Source organism: Halalkalibacillus sediminis, assembly GCF_002844535.1.
GTDB classification, from domain to species: domain Bacteria; phylum Bacillota; class Bacilli; order Bacillales; family Alkalibacillaceae; genus Halalkalibacillus_A; species Halalkalibacillus_A sediminis.
Genome location: NZ_PJNH01000001.1, coordinates 1,169,222 through 1,187,307 on the forward strand (window position 1 = coordinate 1,169,222; position 18,086 = coordinate 1,187,307).

20 protein-coding genes and 1 rRNA gene are annotated in these 18,086 nt (G+C 37.3%); 5 read left to right on the forward strand and 16 right to left on the reverse strand.

Annotated features, from left to right (window positions below):
- Positions 1 to 45: 45 nt before the first annotated feature.
- Positions 46 to 1,089 carry a PTS sugar transporter subunit IIC gene (locus CEY16_RS06175; RefSeq protein ID WP_101331069.1) on the reverse strand — a complete coding sequence of 348 codons (1,044 nt, stop codon included), beginning with the start codon at positions 1,087 to 1,089 and terminating at the stop codon, positions 46 to 48.
- Positions 1,090 to 1,114: 25 nt separating this feature from the next.
- Entirely contained in the window at positions 1,115 to 1,624 is a 510-nt protein-coding gene (locus CEY16_RS06180) for a hypothetical protein (protein WP_101331070.1), read from the reverse strand.
- Positions 1,625 to 1,725: 101 nt separating this feature from the next.
- On the opposite strand from CEY16_RS06180, the gene CEY16_RS06185 reads away from it, so the two are divergent.
- On the forward strand, positions 1,726 to 2,166 hold the full coding sequence (locus tag CEY16_RS06185) for a YtoQ family protein (protein ID WP_101331071.1): 441 nt from the start codon (positions 1,726 to 1,728) through the stop codon (positions 2,164 to 2,166).
- A 45-nt stretch (positions 2,167 to 2,211) separates the two neighbouring features.
- On the opposite strand, the gene CEY16_RS06190 is transcribed toward CEY16_RS06185, so the two are convergent.
- A complete protein-coding gene (locus CEY16_RS06190; protein WP_101331072.1) occupies positions 2,212 to 3,279 on the reverse strand; it encodes a M42 family metallopeptidase in 1,068 nt (355 codons plus the stop codon).
- Between the two features lie 161 nt (positions 3,280 to 3,440).
- On the opposite strand from CEY16_RS06190, the gene CEY16_RS06195 reads away from it, so the two are divergent.
- Positions 3,441 to 3,752, forward strand: a complete 312-nt coding sequence (locus CEY16_RS06195; RefSeq protein ID WP_101331073.1) for a PepSY domain-containing protein — start codon at positions 3,441 to 3,443, stop codon at positions 3,750 to 3,752.
- A gap of 38 nt (positions 3,753 to 3,790) precedes the next feature.
- Here CEY16_RS06195 and CEY16_RS06200 read toward each other — a convergent pair whose 3' ends face one another.
- The 4 genes from CEY16_RS06200 to CEY16_RS06215 all read right to left on the reverse strand — a co-directional run bounded on the left by CEY16_RS06200 (position 3,791) and on the right by CEY16_RS06215 (position 7,260).
- Positions 3,791 to 4,645, reverse strand: coding sequence for a YtnP family quorum-quenching lactonase (locus tag CEY16_RS06200; protein ID WP_101331074.1), 855 nt, complete (start codon positions 4,643 to 4,645; stop codon positions 3,791 to 3,793).
- A gap of 21 nt (positions 4,646 to 4,666) precedes the next feature.
- Positions 4,667 to 5,305, reverse strand: a complete 639-nt coding sequence (gene trmB / locus CEY16_RS06205; RefSeq protein ID WP_101331075.1) for a tRNA (guanosine(46)-N7)-methyltransferase TrmB — start codon at positions 5,303 to 5,305, stop codon at positions 4,667 to 4,669.
- 93 nt (positions 5,306 to 5,398) lie between these two features.
- Positions 5,399 to 6,187, reverse strand: a complete 789-nt coding sequence (locus CEY16_RS06210; RefSeq protein ID WP_101331076.1) for a phosphotransferase family protein — start codon at positions 6,185 to 6,187, stop codon at positions 5,399 to 5,401.
- A gap of 143 nt (positions 6,188 to 6,330) precedes the next feature.
- Positions 6,331 to 7,260, reverse strand: a complete 930-nt coding sequence (locus tag CEY16_RS06215; RefSeq protein ID WP_101331077.1) for a diacylglycerol/lipid kinase family protein — start codon at positions 7,258 to 7,260, stop codon at positions 6,331 to 6,333.
- 112 nt (positions 7,261 to 7,372) lie between these two features.
- Here CEY16_RS06215 and CEY16_RS06220 point away from each other — a divergent pair, with 112 nt between their 5' ends.
- The gene (locus CEY16_RS06220) at positions 7,373 to 8,398 is read left to right on the forward strand and encodes an EAL domain-containing protein (RefSeq protein ID WP_101331078.1); all 1,026 of its coding nucleotides are present in this window, start codon (positions 7,373 to 7,375) and stop codon (positions 8,396 to 8,398) included.
- On the opposite strand, the gene CEY16_RS06225 is transcribed toward CEY16_RS06220, so the two are convergent.
- From CEY16_RS06225 to CEY16_RS06240, 4 genes are all read right to left on the reverse strand, one after another.
- Positions 8,399 to 9,313 (reverse strand): hypothetical protein, encoded by a 915-nt coding sequence (locus tag CEY16_RS06225; RefSeq protein ID WP_101331079.1) that lies wholly within the window; start codon positions 9,311 to 9,313, stop codon positions 8,399 to 8,401.
- 17 nt (positions 9,314 to 9,330) lie between these two features.
- A complete protein-coding gene (gene thpR, locus CEY16_RS06230; RefSeq protein ID WP_101331080.1) occupies positions 9,331 to 9,888 on the reverse strand; it encodes an RNA 2',3'-cyclic phosphodiesterase in 558 nt (185 codons plus the stop codon).
- A 91-nt stretch (positions 9,889 to 9,979) separates the two neighbouring features.
- On the reverse strand, positions 9,980 to 10,693 hold the full coding sequence (locus tag CEY16_RS06235; RefSeq protein ID WP_101331081.1) for a pseudouridine synthase: 714 nt from the start codon (positions 10,691 to 10,693) through the stop codon (positions 9,980 to 9,982).
- A 29-nt stretch (positions 10,694 to 10,722) separates the two neighbouring features.
- On the reverse strand, positions 10,723 to 12,351 hold the full coding sequence (locus CEY16_RS06240; RefSeq protein WP_101331082.1) for a putative polysaccharide biosynthesis protein: 1,629 nt from the start codon (positions 12,349 to 12,351) through the stop codon (positions 10,723 to 10,725).
- An 89-nt stretch (positions 12,352 to 12,440) separates the two neighbouring features.
- On the opposite strand from CEY16_RS06240, the gene CEY16_RS06245 reads away from it, so the two are divergent.
- Positions 12,441 to 13,709: a BaiN/RdsA family NAD(P)/FAD-dependent oxidoreductase gene (locus tag CEY16_RS06245; RefSeq protein ID WP_101331083.1), complete on the forward strand. Its 1,269-nt coding sequence runs from the start codon at positions 12,441 to 12,443 to the stop codon at positions 13,707 to 13,709.
- A 55-nt stretch (positions 13,710 to 13,764) separates the two neighbouring features.
- Here the strand turns inward: CEY16_RS06245 and CEY16_RS06250 are convergent, their stop codons facing one another.
- From CEY16_RS06250 to CEY16_RS06265, 4 genes are read right to left on the reverse strand one after another with little or no spacing between them, the layout of a single operon-like run.
- A complete protein-coding gene (locus tag CEY16_RS06250; protein ID WP_101331084.1) occupies positions 13,765 to 14,949 on the reverse strand; it encodes a hypothetical protein in 1,185 nt (394 codons plus the stop codon).
- A 12-nt stretch (positions 14,950 to 14,961) separates the two neighbouring features.
- The gene (locus CEY16_RS06255; protein ID WP_101331085.1) at positions 14,962 to 15,795 is read right to left on the reverse strand and encodes a hypothetical protein; all 834 of its coding nucleotides are present in this window, start codon (positions 15,793 to 15,795) and stop codon (positions 14,962 to 14,964) included.
- Complete coding sequence (locus tag CEY16_RS06260; protein ID WP_101331086.1) at positions 15,792 to 16,481, reverse strand: ATP-binding cassette domain-containing protein; 690 nt, start codon at positions 16,479 to 16,481, stop codon at positions 15,792 to 15,794. The genes CEY16_RS06255 and CEY16_RS06260 overlap by 4 nt, the downstream gene beginning before the upstream one ends.
- Positions 16,482 to 16,862: a GntR family transcriptional regulator gene (locus CEY16_RS06265; protein WP_101331087.1), complete on the reverse strand. Its 381-nt coding sequence runs from the start codon at positions 16,860 to 16,862 to the stop codon at positions 16,482 to 16,484.
- A gap of 224 nt (positions 16,863 to 17,086) precedes the next feature.
- On the opposite strand from CEY16_RS06265, the gene CEY16_RS06270 reads away from it, so the two are divergent.
- Positions 17,087 to 17,848 carry an exodeoxyribonuclease III gene (locus CEY16_RS06270; RefSeq protein ID WP_101331088.1) on the forward strand — a complete coding sequence of 254 codons (762 nt, stop codon included), beginning with the start codon at positions 17,087 to 17,089 and terminating at the stop codon, positions 17,846 to 17,848.
- Between the two features lie 106 nt (positions 17,849 to 17,954).
- Here CEY16_RS06270 and rrf read toward each other — a convergent pair.
- A 5S ribosomal RNA gene (rrf, locus tag CEY16_RS06275) occupies positions 17,955 to 18,070 on the reverse strand.
- Positions 18,071 to 18,086 lie beyond the last annotated feature (16 nt).

Genomic DNA, 18,086 nt, shown 5'->3' on the forward strand with positions numbered 1-18,086 from the left:
CATTCCTGCTATCATAACTAAAGTATCCTGAATGCCCACATGACGTTATGCTTGAAGTTTCATATCTCCATATTGGATGAGGTTCTTCTTACGCATCCATTCAGAAACCAATAAACTTAATACCGCAGGGGCAATGATGTAAAGTAATAAAACTGCCCAAACTATTTCTATTGAAAAGCCCATTGTATTGAAAGTCATAATTGGTCCTACTAACCCACTAGTTCCCATACCAGCTCCATAAGCATTGTTTTCCATTTGTAACCAAACAGTCGCTACTGGAGCAAGTATCATTCCTGTAAGGGTTGGTGGAATCAAGATCATTGGATTTTTCATGATGTTGGCAATTTGAAGCATAGATGTTCCAAGGCCTTGTGAGAAAAGACCACTGACTCCGTTTTCTCTATAACTACTAGCAGCGAAACCAATCATTTGGGCTGCACACCCTACAGTAGCAGCACCAGCTGCAATTCCTTCAAGTTCTAACATAATGGCTATAGCTGCACTAGAAATTGGTGCAGTGAGAGCAAGCCCCATCAATGCAGCAACTAAAATTCCCATGATGAACGGACGTAAATCCGTAGCCCAGTTAATAACCTCTCCGAAGCTAGTCAAGAATTGAGCGATGGAAGGGCTGATAAATGAAGCAATCAAAAAACCAGTAAAAATAGTGACCATGGGCGTGACAATGATATCAATCTTTGTCTCTCCACTCACTAATTTACCTATTTCGATTGCAATAAGTGAAGCCACAAATGCTCCTGCAGGGCCGCCTCCTTCGAACTGTGCTCCATATGCTCCTGCAAAAAGGGCACTGAACATTACTAATGGAGGTGCTTTTAAACCATAAGCAATAGCCACTCCCACAGCTCCACCATATATTGCAGGCTGTATAGCAAAGTCACCCATATTAATGAGTGCCTCACTTAACCATGTAATACTATTGATAAAGGGTATTTCTTGCCCAATCGTCTTAATGATGACCCCCGTAATAAGTGAAGCGAACAAACCAAGCGCCATATAGCTAAGCGCTGTAATTGCATAAGCTTGAAATGAAAGTTGAACTCCTTTTCTTTCTAAAAAGGCTTTCACATTCTTTCCCCCTAATATTCAATATCTATTTTCTCTCTAGAGACTTAATCATTTGAATCATTTTAGTAACATCAGCTTCAATCTCATCTTTTTCTGAGATCGTAGCCATCTTGACGCCTCCAATTCCTAATTGAAGCTCATATGATTCATCCTGCTTTTCTATCACATTAAAATATGCAAACTCTTCGTCATTTTCAAAAGTTGTCAAGTAATCACTTTTCTCTTCGCTCTCAATCACTTGGTTATAAAACCATTTACTATTTGGCTCTTCCAATTCATTGATAAATAAGATGTATGGTTGTTCTCCATCAGTGAACACCACGTTATTCTTTCCATCTTCGAGTACCTCAAGCTCATCAGGTTTAAAGATATTGAAATTCTTAAATTCAGTGTTGGGCTCAATTAACTCAGATGATATGAACACATCTTTCACTTGTCTCTCAGATTGATTGAAAATTTCTTCTTTAGATTGAGAGCAAGCACCTAATAAACCAAAAACCACGATTAAAGACACTATCATTTTTAATTTTTTCATTTTTCTTCTCTCTCCTATACTCCTTTTCTAACATTTGACTTTTTCTCTTAAAAGAGTTCATTATAATTCTATAATCTATTATTTGAATGGAGGCTATATGTATGAGTTTATCTGTCTATTTAGCTGGTCAAATTCATGACGACTGGCGCGATGAATTAAAAGAAAAAGCTAAAGTCAAAAACCTTGATATTAAATTTTACGGTCCACAAGAAAACCACGATCTTTCAGATGATATTGGTGAAAAAATCCTAGGTCAACAACCGGGCGCATTTTACCGAGACGATGCAGCATCTAGTATAAACAATTTCAGAACAAGTATTATGATGCAGAAATCTGATGCTGTAATTGCATTGTTCGGTGAAAAATATAAACAGTGGAACACTGCCATGGACGCTGGAATCGCCATTGGCCAAAACAAGCCTCTGATCCTAGTGCGACCTGAATCATTGATTCATCCATTAAAGGAATTATCAAACCAAGCAACTGCCACGGTGGAAAACTTGGACCAAGTAATCGAAATTCTAACCTATTATTTCGAGTAAAAAAAGTTATTGATGACTGCGTCCATGACGCAGTCATCTATTTTTTTATCCGTTATTTTTTATGGTGTCTACAGTTGTTTGATCAATAGATTGTACTAAGTTCACAATCAATTCTTTTGCCGCCGCATAATCATCAATGTGAATCATCGAAGAACTAGTGTGGATATATCTTGAACAAATTCCCACTACTGCTGATGGTACACCTTCATTGGAAATATGAACCCGTCCAGCATCTGTTCCACCCTGAGAAATGAAGTATTGGTACGGAATGTTATTCGTTTCTGCCGTGTCTAATAAAAATTCTCTCATTCCTCTATGAGTAACCATCGTGCGGTCAAAGATTCGAAGTAAAGCACCTTTCCCTAATTGACCGAACTCTTCTTTCTTACCACTCATATCGTTTGCAGGTGAAGCATCCATCGCAAAGAAAATATCTGGTTTGATCATATTCGCTGCGGCCTGAGCTCCCCGTAAACCAACTTCTTCTTGTACAGTTGCACCAGAATACAATTGATTATTCAAAGGCTTACCGTGCAATTCTTTTAATAAATCAATTGAAAGTCCACAACCATAACGATTATCCCATGCTTTAGCCATGATTTTCTTTTCATTAGCCATTGGAGTAAATGGACATACAGGCACCACAGGTTGACCAGGACGAACGCCAATTCGCTTCACGTCTTCTTGATCATCAGCACCAATATCAATCAGCATATTTTTGACATCCATCGGCTTCTTACGTTGTTCAGGAGTTAAATTGTGAGGAGGAATGGATCCAATGACGCCATCAACCGGACCTTCGTCTGTGATTACTTGAACTCGCTGAGCCAGCATCACTTGATTCCACCAACCACCAAGCGTTTGGAAACGGAGCATCCCGTTGTCAGTGACCTGAGTTACCATGAAACCGACTTCATCCATATGTCCAGCCACCATTACTTTGGGTCCGTCACCATTACGCACACCAAATACTCCTCCTAAACGATCTTGAATCACTTCATCAGAGTATTTTTCCAGTTCTCCCTTCATATACTGACGAACTTGATGTTCGTTACCTGGCGCACCAGGGAGTTCAGTCAAAGTCTTGAACATTTCTCTCGTCTCTTGATTCATTATGTATCACTCCAACCATCAATTATAGTCTTTCTGTTAGCTACACCTTTTTTTATTATAACGAAACTCTCAGAAATATTCCATATGATTATCATTTCTGTTTTAAGTTGTCGATAAAACCTTTATAATAGATTACAAGTAATTCAAATGGAGTGAAGATGATGAGATGGTATAAGTTAATCGCACCTGCTGCTGTAGGTATTACAGTTGGTACTATTATCGGTAAAAAAGTAAAAGACCAATGGTTAGTACCTGAAGTAGCACTCAAAAGGGCGAAAGAAGTCTTTAAACAAGATGGCCCGATCAGTGGTTCATGGATCATTATGGAGAAGGAAAACTACTCTAAAAGTGATGAGAATTTGCTTGTCTATCGAGGTGGAGTCACTCGAAATGTCGATGGAGAAACAACACAATATGAGTTCTTTGTCGATGCAACGAACGGTAAATTAATTGAAAGCAGTAAGATAGGTTAAATAAAAAGGTGAGCCATGAAAAAATGGCTCACCTTTGATTATTCATAAGGATATTGTTCTCTCTCAACACTTTCAGCAATTTTCTTCTCGTCATCGAATTTAAGCGCTCTATAAATGGCATCATGATAAAAGATAAACCAACGATTTGATGAATATGCCTCATCTTGCAACTCTTTCTTCACGTGCACACTAGTGACAGGAAAATCATCATAAGCTAGTACCCATAATGGATTTTGATGACCATGTGTAGGCATCAAGTCTGCCATATGAATGAATTTATCTTCACCATCATCGAATTTGATGACACAGTGCCCATCACTATGTCCCCCTGTATGGATCATGCGCAAACCATCAGCCACTTCAATTTCTTGGTCAAATGGAACAACTTGCTCTTTAACAGGCTTCCAGTTTTCTTCCCAGTACGTATTTTTCGATCGCATATTCGGATTTCTCATTTCATCCCATTCAGTCTGGGAAACATGAATCGTTGCATTCGGGAACGTGGAGACCAACTCATTATTTTCATATTTAGTCAGTCCACAAGCATGATCAAAGTGTAAATGAGTCATAAGAACCTCATCAATATCTTCCGCCTTCAATCCTACTTCAGCCAAAGACTGATCCAATTTTGATTCTTCAAAAACTCCATAGTTCCTTAGCTGCTTTTCACTAAACTTACCTTTGCCAATACCAGATTCGATCAAATAGTTTTTATCATCTAACTGCAAAAGAATAGGATCTGTACGAAGTTCAATTTGATTATTTTCGTTACTAGGATACTTCTTACTCCATAATGGTCTTGGAACAACACCAAACATAGCTCCGCCATCCATATGAGTGACCCCACCATTTAACCAAGTCAGTTTAGCTCGTCCAATTGTCATAGTTTCCATCGATACAAGACCTCCTAATAGTTATTGAAACTTAGCTATACATCGATAAATTCTTTGTCCTTTATTAGAGAATTTTTCTTCATATTCAGTCATCACATTGGTTTCATCGTCTAGAGCATGCAAATCCAATACAACCTCTTCCAATTTCATGCCATACTGCGAAAAGCTCACTAGCGAATATTCGAAAAGGTGTTGATTATCTGTTTTTAAGATAACTTCCCCATCTGGTTTCAGAACATCCTTATATTGTTCTAAAAATGTATGGAACGTAAGTCGTCTTTTCTCATGTCTAGTTTTCGGCCACGGATCTGAAAAATTTAGATAGATCGTATCCACTTCATTGGAACCGAACATCTCTCTTAAATCTTTAGCGTTTTCGTGTATGAGCCGAGCATTTTTCACACCTGCTTCATCCACCTTTTGGATTGCGCTCACAATAACACTTTTTGCGCGCTCCATTCCGATAAAGTTCACACTAGGGTTCTTCTCAGCCATACCAGCGATAAATTGCCCTTTCCCAGTGCCTATTTCCAAAGCTAGGGGCTGACTCTCGTCGAATACTTTATTCCATTCCCCTTTTTGTTCAAAAGGTTTAGGAGTAACAATGTGTGTGCTCTCAGCAATGTAATCATCTGCCCAAGGCTTGTGTCTTAATCTCATTCTGTCACCTCAAATCTTTCAATTAATTCTTATTATACAAGAAAAAAATCTATATCCAAGATGAACTCATCGAAGATATAGATTGATAGTTATTTAAGCTGTTATATTTGTCTGTCGTTTCAAGTTTTCTTCCACTTCATTCAGTTTCTCTAGTTGTTTTCTTTCGAGGTGCCAAATGTAGTTTGAAATTGAATGAGCCAACTTGTACCATCTGATTCTCTCCAACAGGTTTTCAGTCATATCGTGACCATATTCCTTAAGCCAGCTTCCCCACTGTTCACGAGGTACATACTGGTCAAGAATCATACTCAAATCCATTGCTGGGTCAGCGATAACTGCTTGATCCCAGTCAATCAAATAGAGGTTTTCATCCTCGGCATATAAGCAATTCTCATGATTGATGTCTGCATGACAAACAACCTTTGACTGGTTTTCAACATATTTTAAAGAGCTTGAAAGGTACTCTAATGTCTCAGTAATGAAGCTTCTGTCCATTAATTCCAATTGTTCGCATCGCTTCATCAAATTAAAAAGTAAACCTGAGGGCTCAAAAGGCTCTTTTCCCATTCTCATAAATAAATCAAGAATTTCAGTAGAGTGATGGATTTTGCTTAACATTTCAGTCACTAGATTCGATTTCATCTCACTCTTGCGCAGCACACGGCCTTCAAGCCATTTTTGAGCCGTTATGACATCACCATTTGCTAAGCGCTTAGTCCACATAAGTTTAGGCACTATGCCTTCAGCTGACAAAATCGCTAAGAAAGGTGAAGAATTTCGTTTTAAAAATAATTTCTCTTCTGGACTTTTAGCGACATATGCTTCGCCAGATGTACCTCCTGCGGGATGAATGGACCATTCAGGACCAAGTATATGTTCCATCACTTTCACCTACTTTTTCAAAAGTATAATTCAAGCTATCAATGATTAAAATTCATACATAAAATTTCTGCATTTAATTTTGCAGACTAGATAAGATTAACGTATATCATCACTAAGTATCAAGAGGTTATTTAAATTTTACATTAATTTCTTACAACCATTCTCTCTTTTGACTCCTTTGAAACCTTACATTTATAACACTTTCCAGTGAAACCATCAGCTTGGTAAGTCAACTGTTCTGAAGAAAATAATTCTATAGTTGAGGCTTTGAAAGTATGTACTTCTTTAAGCTTCGTGTGTTTCCCTTTAAAAACTGTAGAGAACAATAGCAACAGCTTCCATTTTGAGATCTTTTGAACAACTGTGACAGTAAACTCATCTGAGTTGATGGTTGCTTCAGGAGCAATCTTCATGCCTCCTCCAAAATACGGATGATTACTGACCGTCAACATCCAAAGATCATCAAATTCTTTTTTTTCACCATTTATGTTTAGAGATAATCTTTTTGGTCTATATATAAACAAAGTAGCTATGAGTCCAAAGACATAGATAAGTGATTTCAACCTCATACGATTGAACCATTTCTTCAAAAAAGAACGGTTTGCTCGTTCAGCCACTTCCGCATCAAACCCAAACCCTAGGCAGGTGGAGAATAAACGTTGGTTCGATGGATTCTTAAAATCAGTTTGATAGACTCCGAACCAGTAAGGTTTCAACCCTTTGTATTTAAGTGATGCCCTAAGTTGCTCGTATGCGTCTAAAGGTGTTTTACAGCCTCTAGCAAAATCATTCCCTGAGCCAGTCGGGACAAATGAGACTGGAATATCAGGAAATGCTTTTATCCCGTTCATAACTTCATATAATGTGCCGTCCCCTCCAAAAATGAAAAGCATTTCAATTTGTTGGTGATAAAAAGAGCCAACTTGTTGTGCCAATTTTTCAGCATGGCCAGGATATTCAGAATAGAATGTTTTACACTTATTTTTATATTGAGGATAATCACTCAGAAAGGATTCAAGGACTTCTTGGGACTTATAATTTCCCGCTTTAGGGTTGATGATCATCACATACATAGATTGAACTCCTTTTTATTCAACATTTGCTACATCAAATTTGGGTTTCATTTTATAATTTAATAATGATTTGGATCTTTGAGCTATCAAAACTTAGAATGGAGTGTTTCATTTGGAAACATTATGTAAATTTTGCGGCACAGTTTCACCACTCGTTGAAAGTGGTTTTCTTCACGTTCACTCATCATCTAATGCGTATGAATTAGTAGAGAAATATATTGAAGCGACACAATTATCACCTTCACATTTATCAATCCCTTACGATTCACATCAAGAAATCATACCCGCCTTAAAAGGTTGGATCGATGCAGGTTATGGGGAAGAATGGATTAAATTATCACCAACAGAAGAGATTAAAAGGCCCATGCACCTGATGATCAAACACCTTTACCACCGCTCAATTAACCCTGAACTAGTAAAGATTATTGAGAACGAACAATTTGAAGCCCATCTTCAGCCCATTTTTAATATACAAAAAAATGAGCTATATGGTTATGAGTCGTTAATTCGTACCACCGCTCAAACAGTCAGCCCTGGTCAGTTGTTTAAATTCGCTGATGATGCTGGTCTGCATTCCTTTTTAGATCAGAGAGCAAGAAAATTGGCCATTCAAAAGAAAGCAGAAGAAATTGGTCCAGGTTATTACTGTTTCATCAACTTTCTTCCCTCATCTATCTATAATCCTGATTTTTGTCTGCAGCACACTTTCTCTATTGTTGAGGAGTACGGCGTCAAGGAAAATGAATTAGTCTTTGAAGTAGTTGAAACAGAGGAGATTGATGACACTAATCACTTGAAAGAAATCCTTTATAAATACCAAACCTCAGGTATGCGAGTAGCACTGGATGACTTGGGCGCAGGATTTAATAATTTAGAGAAGTTGAGTGAACTAGAACCAGATATAATAAAGATCGACCGAGCTTACATTGATGATTGTGCCAATAATCAAGAAAAACAATCCTTCATTTCTCAAGCGATTGAACTTGGAAAGAAACTAGGTATAGTTACACTAGCCGAAGGTATTGAAACAAAAGAAGAACTAGAGTGGTTAACAAGTCAAGGTGTGGACCTTGCTCAAGGTTATTATCTTGGCCGGCCAGCAAAAGATCCTATTCATGCAATTCCACAAAATCAATAGTTACTCCTCAGAAAAGACGTCATCATCGTCCTCCCATACGGGTCTTTTGATGGACGTCTTTTGTGTATGTTGAAGTAAAGCTTCAGCTATTTTTAATTGTTGATGCTTTAAAGGATAGCTGGTTCTTCTATGTTCCTGAAACCATTGTTGATAATTTTTCGAGTCGATAACTTGGGTTTTATAAAGTTTTTGCTGATGAGTTACATGATGACTTTCAGATAAAATCACCTTTTCTACAGGGTACTCCAATCCTTTAAGATCCAAAATGCTATGTATCGTCTTCTCCATTCTCTTAAGACCAATCATCGGGCTGACAATCGTTCGCTCCTCTTGATTTTCTACTACATTCCATTTTCTTTCATCGACCGCTTCATAATACGCTTCATCATCAGAATTCTCCAATAGTGAAAGGCACATGATTTTAGCCGGAGTGACTATAATCACTTCCGCCTCAACAGCTGCATTTTTTAATTTGAAAATCGGCTGATATAAGATTAAGAACGTATCTGGGAATCGCTGAAGAAAATATTTCAACCTTTCATCCTGTTCATACATTTTATCCAAGAATGATACCTCTTGAAGTGTACTGGAAGCCCACTTCAGCTGAAAAGCAAATACTTTATCTAAAAATTGATGCTTTAACTCCAGCTCAGTTTCAGGCCAGTGTATAACAGGCTCTTCCACATCAATGTCTTCTTTTTCTTTATTTCTTCTCCACCATTTTTTCAATCTAGAGGAATTTTCTTTTTCCTCCTTAGGTTCATCAAATATTAAATCACCAGAAAGGTGTTGTTGCCATTGTTCATGAATAGATGAATAATTCTCTTTTTTGAAACGTATAAATTGTCCGGTGTACTGGAAGATATCTGATTCATATCGAGATATATAATCTTGTAATTTAATTAATTGAGCCATCCATGTTCACCTTTGCTTTATATAGGATATGTTTTTACTACTTCATATTTACGTTCTCGTTCCGGATGTACACGATAAAGATTTATGCAATTCACCTTAAATGAGGAAGAAGTTTGGTCAAGTTTTTGATTTAAAGCTTCAAGAGATAGTTGCAGCTTATCCTTTTCCCACTTTTTTGCCAATGTGACATGGGGGCGGAAACGCCTCTTGTCTTCTTCAAATCCCAACTTCTTTAATTTGGTTTCCATCAAATTCTTAATAGACAGTAGGTTTTCTTCTTTTTCTATAAGCCCATACATCACCCTAGGCTGATCCTCTTTTCCGAAGAAGTTGATACCATTTAAAGCAAGTTCAAATGGGGAGTAGTCTTTAAGATCTTTCATCAGCTCTTCTACCTGCCTTACCTGACTAGAAGAAACCGCACCCAAAAATTTGATTGTTACATGAAAATCATCCATATGTACCCACTTTTTATATTTTACAAATGGCTCTACTTCATTTTGCCAGTCGGCCAATACCTCACTTACCTCAGAAGGTATAGGTATTCCAATAAAATAATGGGGTTCATCAGCCATTCATGACCACTCTTCTTTCTTGTGTGAATTTTTAGACACTTTTCTATATTGTACATGATTTCTTCTTATCTAAGAAGTTAAAACGATATTTTTATGCATTGGAAAGTGAAGCTATTTCATCAGGTGTGAGTTCACGGTATTGTCCTTCCTCCAAGTGTGAATCAAGGGTCAGGTTACCGATTTTCACACGCTTCAGCGTCAAAACATGTTTATCAACCGCTTTGAACATTCTTTTGATCTGATGGAATTTTCCTTCAGATATCGTTATGGTCACATCAGAGGTCTCAGTAGTTGTTCGATTCACTTTAAGTAAAGCTGGCTTTGTTTCATACCCGTCCTCTAAAGTGATTCCCGATTCGAACCTCCTGATATCTTCGTCGGTCACTTCACAGGTTACGGTTGCTTCATATACTTTATCAACATGTTTTTTGGGGGACATCAGCTGATGCGAAAATTCTCCATCATTAGTAATTAATAAAAGGCCTGTCGTATCTTTATCTAATCGCCCTACTGGAAATAAATGTTGAGGGCGATATTTTTCTTCAATCAGATCTATTACGCATTGATGCATGTCGTCGTGCGTTGCAGAGATAACGCCTGTTGGTTTATTCATCATTAGGTAGATATAGGATTGGTAGTGCACTTTTTCATTACCAACATAAACCTCAGACGTCTCAGGGTCCACATGAGTCGATGAAGAAGATATAGTTTCCCCATCAACTATGACCATCTTTTTTTTCAAAAGTTTCTTAACGTCTTTCCTAGAACCAAAACCTTGGTTCGATAAAAGCTTGTCGATTCGCAAAAGAGCACCCCACTTTTATATATGAAAAGTTATTTGAAGTCAAAGAACACTTTCGAGAAGCGTTTCACCCTACTACCTAACAATCGTTCTAACAGAGTTGTATGATAAGCAATTACGAAATATATATAAGCTCCTATTCCAACTGAGAACACTAATTGAGTGATTAACTTCAATTTACTTGGTTCTTCAGCAAAAAAGCTTCCTACGATCATATTTGCAAGTAAGACAAAGGTGCCCATGACCGTAGTCATAATAGCGATTAGTAATGTCTTTTTAAATAATGGACGGATATTAAATCTAGTAACTCGATAGATTTTAATAAGGTTCATAGCTGAAGCTGTAATGACTGCTAACCCAGTTGCGAACACGGCACCTTTTGCACCGAACCACATAATGAATGGTACGTTTGCGATAATTTTAATTCCTAGTCCAGTAGACAAGCTCAATAGAGTGAAGTTCTGTCGATTGATCCCTTGCAGGATCGAGGCACTTACTGTAAATAAAGCAAAGAATAACGCTACAGGTGCATAATAAGCAAGCAAAGGACCTGCATAACTTATGGAATCTACACTATAAAAAGATCCGTAAGCCTGGTCTGATAATAGAGATAATCCTACTACGGCCGGAAGAATGATGAAGATTATGATCAATAAGGCTTGGTTAATATAATGGGTGTATTCATCATAATCGTCTCGGGTAAATGCTCCTGTAATGGCTGGAAGTACAGCCAGGGATAACCCCGTAGCTAATGTAACCGGTATAATCGCAAGTTTATGACCGTAAAAACTAATTACAGAAAAAAGGTCCTCAGATATTCCCGCCTGTCCAATTTGAGCCATCGCACGATTAAAAGTAAATTGATCTACCAGTTGATAAAGAGGTGTTGCGATGCCCACTAATACAAATGGACCTGCATACGAAAGCAATTCTTTCGTCATTTGTACCCTAGTAAAACTGGATTCGACCTCAGCTTCATCCATTTCTTTTTCTATTAGAGGTCTACGTTTTTTATAGTATCCTAGTAACACCAAGGCAGACGCAATTGCACCGATAAAGGCAGCAAAAGTTGCAACTCCAACCGCAAAAGTAACTGTTCCTCCAAGTACATGGATGACAACGAAAGCACCTGCAAGTACGAAACCAATACGAACGATTTGTTCTACAACTACAGATACAGCTGTCGGACCCATGGATTCATGTCCCTGAAAATATCCACGAACAAGACTCATTGGAGGAATGATTAGTAATGCGAAACTGACCATCTGAATGACGAACTTAACATCTTCAACACTGTTTTCCATCTTTTCATTCGGGATAACAAGGCCCGCTAACCAACCGGCACTCAAAAACATCACAGCAAAGGCTACGAAACCTGTACCGATCATAATCGCCATACCTGTCCTGAACATCGACTCTTTAGTAGCATAGTCACCCATTGAATGATACTTAGATACAAACTTCGACATCGCTAAAGGAATCCCAAGAGTCGCAATACTTATAAAAATCATATAGGGGACATACGCATAGTTGTAAAGCGCACCACCTGTTCCACCTACAAGCATAAAAAAAGGAATCGTGTAAAGCATTCCTAGTAATTTAGATAAAAAATTGGCACCCGACAACATCATGGTGCCTCTCACTATATTTGATTTTGCCATTATTACACCTACTATTGTTTTTCAATTCGACATTTTTATTCTATCATAGAATTAGCAAAGAAAAATACGTAGAAGGGCATGAAATATAATTGAAATATGATGTAATTATCATTGGAGGTGGCCCATCAGGCTTAATGGCTGCAATTTCAGCTGGCCGATCTGGTGCAAAAACCTTATTAATTGAAAAAGGAAGTAAACTCGGACGCAAGTTGGCTATCAGTGGCGGGGGACGTTGCAATGTCACAAATGTCTTGCCAGATGATGAACTAATCGCGCATATACCCGGAAATGGTCGATTTCTGTACAGTGCCTTTTCTCTATACAATAACTACTCCATCATTGATTATTTCGAATCCCTAGGAGTGAAATTGAAAGAAGAAGATAAAGGCAGAATGTTTCCTGTTAGTGATAGTGCCAAAACCGTGGTGCAGACTTTGATTAAAGAGCTAGACGTATATTCAATCGATTCTAGATTGAATACGAAAGTTGAAGCTGTAGACTATGGGGAGCAACAACACCAAGTGATTTTGGAAGGCGGCGAAAAAGTCGAGTGCACTTCATTGGTAATTGCAGTTGGAGGAAAATCTGTACCTCACACAGGAAGTGAAGGGCAAGGGTATGCTTGGGCTAAAAAAGCTGGACATACCATTACTGAATTATATCCAACTGAAGTTCCTATGACTTCAAAAGAGAAATTCATTCGTGATAAAGTCCTTCAAGGGATTTCAATACGGGATGTTGAACTCACTGCATTAAAGCCAAATGGAAAGCCGATTAAAACTCATCGTTGGGATCTGATTTTCACCCACCAAGGAATCTCTGGTCCAGCCGCTTTGCGTATCAGTCAATATGTCGTGAAGGCATTAAAAAAGTTCGATGTGGACGAACTTACTTGTTCCATCGATACTTTTCCAGATGAATCACCTGAATCCTTAAGCCAAAAATTGATTAAAGCTTCAGAAAGACAACCCAATAAAGCCGTTAAACATTTATGGAAAGAAGAAATTCCTGAACGATATTTGCTATTTCTGATGGACCGAACCTCATTCGATCCAATGAGTACGTTTCATCATTTGGAGAAGAAGAAAGTTATGGAACTTGCAGGCTTAATGAAAGATTTCCGTTTCAAAGTAAATGGTACTCTACCCATTGAAAAAGCCTTCATTACTGGCGGAGGTGTCTCATTGAAGGAAATCATTCCAAACCAAATGGCTTCCAAACTGATGGACCGTTTATATTTTTGTGGTGAGATTTTAGATATCCACGGCTATACAGGTGGCTTCAACATCACAGCAGCATTCTCAACCGGGCATGTTGCGGGAATGAATGCAGCAGAGCGGGCTATTATACAATATTGAGAAAAACGCAAGTACAAAAAAGCGTGTACTCTTATGCAGAGTACACGCTTTTATCTTAGTATTTAAATCTCATACCTTCAATTTCCAACATTTCCTGATTCTTGTCATTCGAAGCTAGGATTACACCTTCATAAATAATATCCTCAGAATCCATGTTCATAATTGTAATCGTAGGTTTATTTTTCATATAATCCAATAGATAAAGCTGACCATCTTTTAGTGATAAAGAAGTACTCACCAACCCATTTTTCCCTAATACATCATTCAAATGAATTTCATTAACAACTTTTTCTTGTCCAAGATTGTAAACAATTAATTTCCTCTCGTCATCATGGCTTATAAAATATAACGCTTCTCCATCAAAGAATTCTACTGAAAGGCCATTTAATTTTTCAGGGAGTTCGATTATTTTTGTCTCCCCCGTCGAATATTCATAAGCTAATAAATCATTAGAAATTTCTTCTTCCGAATAATTTCCTTGTGTTGTATGATTGATTTTATTTACTGTCTTTCTAAATATCGCATGATCTTTTTGAGATAACGGTTTCGAATTAGATAACATGCTAATGCGGGCTTCATAATCGTTTTCACCCATTTCTTCCTTCTTAATGATTATATTGTCATCAATTAATTCCAATGAATCTAAATCAAAAGTATATGTGTGAATCTGATAACTTCCTGAATTATCCTCTCTTATCCAATTTCTCGTCACCACTACAACTTTCTCGTCAACAATTTGAACATCTTGTACATCATAATACTCAGTAGTATTAACCAACTTTATATTATTCTCAGTGGCAGAGGATGTAGATTTATCCAACTTAGAAAGCTCCAATTCATTTCCGTTGTTCGTACCACGAATAGAATTACTTACATGTAATAAGTGACCTTCATCCTCATACATATTTGTAGCAAAATAAGATTTACCTCTCATAAACGATTTATATTTCTTTTGAAGAGATCTTGACGTTGTATACTCTGGACCTTCTATAGAATTAAAAAAAGATTGATTGGACCGATACTTAGTACCTGAAGACGAAATCCATACCTGATCAAAAGTATTTCCGGATCTTATATGACCGTCGATAATCAAATCCGAGACTATCTGGTCATCCCCTTCCACTGTCTTGATTGAAAAATCAGGCGCATCCTCGAACGCAAAAGAACTAAACGTATAATATAACCCTATTCCTAGGACAGCAACCGCGAAAGCGGTAATACTCTTCCAATATTTTTTCATTATAATTTCCCCCTACACTCGGATCTTTCTATTAAGTAAAAATGAACTGGTAACTGCTGATAAAGAAAAAACAATTACTCCAGCAAGAATTAATAACATAAGTATTTCACTGGTATAAAAATAACCATCTAACACTAAATCTTGTAAAATAATAGGTAGCAACATGATCAAAAGAGCTAAAGCACTGTAAATCACACCTACAATTGCGCCTTTAATCCGTAAACATCTCTCAAATAGAACTACTGTAAACAATACTGAAACAACAGTAATACCAAGTCCATAAATCAAGAACCACTCTGTGAGTGTCGCTGGATAGATGATCATAAGTTCAGCATTTGAGTTAATGATGGAACTCAATGTTCTTTCTGAAATGAACTCCCTAGGAATTAATAGAGTCATAAACCATTTTCCAACTAAAATAAAACCTATTTGTGCAACTATGAATGTCCACGTAATGATAAGGATCGTCATCATCTTCGAAAAAAATATGTTCATTCTTGAAGTTGGTAATGTCATCAAACGATAGACAAAAGTATTTTTACCAAACCATTCACGGTACCATATAAAAAATATATAAAATAAAACAGCAGCGACACATATCAATATAGGTGCGTTAAACCATAAAGACTGTGAAATCCTTTGGAAACTCATAGTGCCTTCACTAAGTATGAAATCCTGAGCAGTTGCCCCTCCATTAATCATCATCTCATCTTTTCGACTCAGGTATTCTCTTGATTTCATAAAAGTTCCTAGCATTTGCATTGCAAATACAAACAATAACAGTCCACCTAGTAATTTGCTGAAACGGTTAAACTCGAAATTAGTCAATTTTAAAAAGTTCTTCATCTTTGATAAACCTCCCTCATCACATCGACAACAGATTTTCCTTCTTCTTCACGGATTTCCTCTGTCCGAAATTCTTTATACACTTTTCCTTCATCTAATAAAACTGCTTTATCGATCAAATGTTCAATATCACTTATTTCGTGAGTCGTTATGATCACTCCTCGGTCTTCGATCAAATGACTCGTAAAGACTTCTGCAATCTGCTCACGACTGAAAATATCAATTCCTGAGAAAGGCTCATCCATCAAAACATAATCAGCATCCAAAGCCAGTCCAAGTAACAAGTTGACTTTGGCAGTATTACCTTTTGAAAGAGTTGAGATTTTATCAGTAGAATTTAGCTTAAAAAAATCAATCATTTCATCAGCACGTTGTTGGTTCCAATTTTGATAAAAATCATCCATGAAATCCATCGCTTCCTCTATTTTCATATGCGGAAGCATTGTAATCGCATCCGGTATATAGGAAACCTTTTCAAAAATATGCTTGGAACGAGGATTTCCATCAATAGTAATGGAACCGCCTTGTATCGATGTTAGAGAAGTAATGGCGTTAAGTATAGTGGTTTTACCTACTCCATTAATCCCGATTAAACATGTAATTTCACCTTTCTCAGCAGTGAAAGTAACATCATTCAGAACCGTTTTTCTCCCGAACTTCTTTTGCAAATTTTTAACTTCAATCATTTAAGCGCCCCCCTTTGAGCCTTTTTCATATTCACTTCGTACTACTTTCAAAGCATCCTCTAAAGGCATATTTATGGAATCCACGGATTCAATAAATTTTTCTACAGCATCTAATACCAATTCTTTTTTCACTTGATGGATCACTTTTACATCCCTAGTAATTCTACTAGGCTGATTTCTTTCAGTCGTAATCAAACCTTCTTCCTCCATTTCCTTATATGCCCGTTGAGCCGTATTAGGATTGATCTTAAGTTGATTCGCCAATTCTCTTCTTGAAGGAATCGTCTGTCCAGGCTCATAAAAGCCTTGCGCCATTTGCTGCTTGAAATGCTGGACAACTTGCACATACACTGGGTCTCGATTATTAAACCGAATGTTCATACGTTACACTCCCTAGGTTGTAAGCTAACTTCGCTAAGTGTATTACATTGATAATACACCTGCTTCAAAAAAATATGTATTACGCGCTTAATACAGTCAATAAGTGTATTATATGCTTAATACACAAACGAGTCAATATCAAATCTAATACTTTTATAAACTTTTCTTTTCTGCTACCCTTAAATGGTCATTGAAAAAGAGCGTGAACGAGGGGAAGAACAACGATGAAACTAATATCATGGAATGTAAATGGGTTACGAGCAAGCGTTAGAAAAGGTTTCCTCGACTACTTCAATAAAGTGAATGCTGATATATTCGCAGTACAGGAAATCAAATTACAAGAAGGGCAAATCAACCTAGAACTGGATCTTCCAGATTATTATCAGTACTGGAACTACGCAGAAAGAAAAGGTTACTCTGGTACAGCCGTATTCACCAAACGCAGACCATTAAACGTCCTATACGGTTTTAATCATGAATTATCCAGTAAAGAGGGACGAATGATTACTTTGGAGTTCGATGAATTTTATTTTGTTACAGTTTATACACCAAACTCTCAGCGATCGTTGGAAAGGTTGCCAATAAGACTCGAATGGGAAGATCAATTTTTCGATTACATAAAAGAACTGGAAGCGAAAAAACCCGTAATTTTATGTGGAGATTTAAATGTAGCACATCAAGAAATTGATGTGAGAAATGATAAGACCAATCACGGAAATTCTGGTTTCACTTATGAGGAAAGAGAAAAATTGACCAGACTTCTAGGTGGAGGTTTTATTGACACGTTAAGATTTTTTCATCCTCAAGATGACCAAATTTTCACTTGGTGGTCGTATATGAAAACGGTAAGGGAAAGAAATATTGGGTGGAGAATTGATTATTTTATTGTTTCTGAAAAGTTGAAGTCTTCTTTAGTGAGTTCAACTGCTCACACAGATATTTATGGAAGCGACCATTGCCCAATTGAACTAAGGATAGATTTATAGAAAAATATATAAAACAAAAAGCAGCCACTATGGCTGCTTTATAATTTATCGATAACTTCATCAAAAAAGCCAGAAAGTTATATTAACTTTCTGGCTTTTACTTATTGCCCGGCAGCGTCCTACTCTCACAGGGGAAGAACCCCAACTACCATCGGCGCTAGAGAGCTTAACGGCTGTGTTCGGCATGGGAACAGGTGTGACCTCTCTGCTATAGCCACCGGACAAGTATGAAGTTGTT

What these genes read in the sequence shown, in the direction of transcription:
- CEY16_RS06180 (WP_101331070.1), bottom strand. Translation starts at nt 1,624, where the DNA reads ATGAAAAAATTAAAAATGATAGTGTCTTTAATCGTGGTTTTTGGTTTA.
- CEY16_RS06185 (WP_101331071.1), top strand. Translation starts at nt 1,726, where the DNA reads ATGAGTTTATCTGTCTATTTAGCTGGTCAAATTCATGACGACTGGCGC.
- CEY16_RS06190 (WP_101331072.1), bottom strand. Translation starts at nt 3,279, where the DNA reads ATGAATCAAGAGACGAGAGAAATGTTCAAGACTTTGACTGAACTCCCT.
- CEY16_RS06195 (WP_101331073.1), top strand. Translation starts at nt 3,441, where the DNA reads ATGAGATGGTATAAGTTAATCGCACCTGCTGCTGTAGGTATTACAGTT.
- CEY16_RS06200 (WP_101331074.1), bottom strand. Translation starts at nt 4,645, where the DNA reads ATGGAAACTATGACAATTGGACGAGCTAAACTGACTTGGTTAAATGGT.
- trmB (WP_101331075.1), bottom strand. Translation starts at nt 5,305, where the DNA reads ATGAGATTAAGACACAAGCCTTGGGCAGATGATTACATTGCTGAGAGC.
- CEY16_RS06210 (WP_101331076.1), bottom strand. Translation starts at nt 6,187, where the DNA reads ATGGAACATATACTTGGTCCTGAATGGTCCATTCATCCCGCAGGAGGT.
- CEY16_RS06215 (WP_101331077.1), bottom strand. Translation starts at nt 7,260, where the DNA reads ATGTATGTGATGATCATCAACCCTAAAGCGGGAAATTATAAGTCCCAA.
- CEY16_RS06225 (WP_101331079.1), bottom strand. Translation starts at nt 9,313, where the DNA reads ATGGCTCAATTAATTAAATTACAAGATTATATATCTCGATATGAATCA.
- thpR (WP_101331080.1), bottom strand. Translation starts at nt 9,888, where the DNA reads ATGGCTGATGAACCCCATTATTTTATTGGAATACCTATACCTTCTGAG.
- CEY16_RS06240 (WP_101331082.1), bottom strand. Translation starts at nt 12,351, where the DNA reads ATGGCAAAATCAAATATAGTGAGAGGCACCATGATGTTGTCGGGTGCC.
- CEY16_RS06250 (WP_101331084.1), bottom strand. Translation starts at nt 14,949, where the DNA reads ATGAAAAAATATTGGAAGAGTATTACCGCTTTCGCGGTTGCTGTCCTA.
- CEY16_RS06255 (WP_101331085.1), bottom strand. Translation starts at nt 15,795, where the DNA reads ATGAAGAACTTTTTAAAATTGACTAATTTCGAGTTTAACCGTTTCAGC.
- CEY16_RS06260 (WP_101331086.1), bottom strand. Translation starts at nt 16,481, where the DNA reads ATGATTGAAGTTAAAAATTTGCAAAAGAAGTTCGGGAGAAAAACGGTT.
- CEY16_RS06265 (WP_101331087.1), bottom strand. Translation starts at nt 16,862, where the DNA reads ATGAACATTCGGTTTAATAATCGAGACCCAGTGTATGTGCAAGTTGTC.
- CEY16_RS06270 (WP_101331088.1), top strand. Translation starts at nt 17,087, where the DNA reads ATGAAACTAATATCATGGAATGTAAATGGGTTACGAGCAAGCGTTAGA.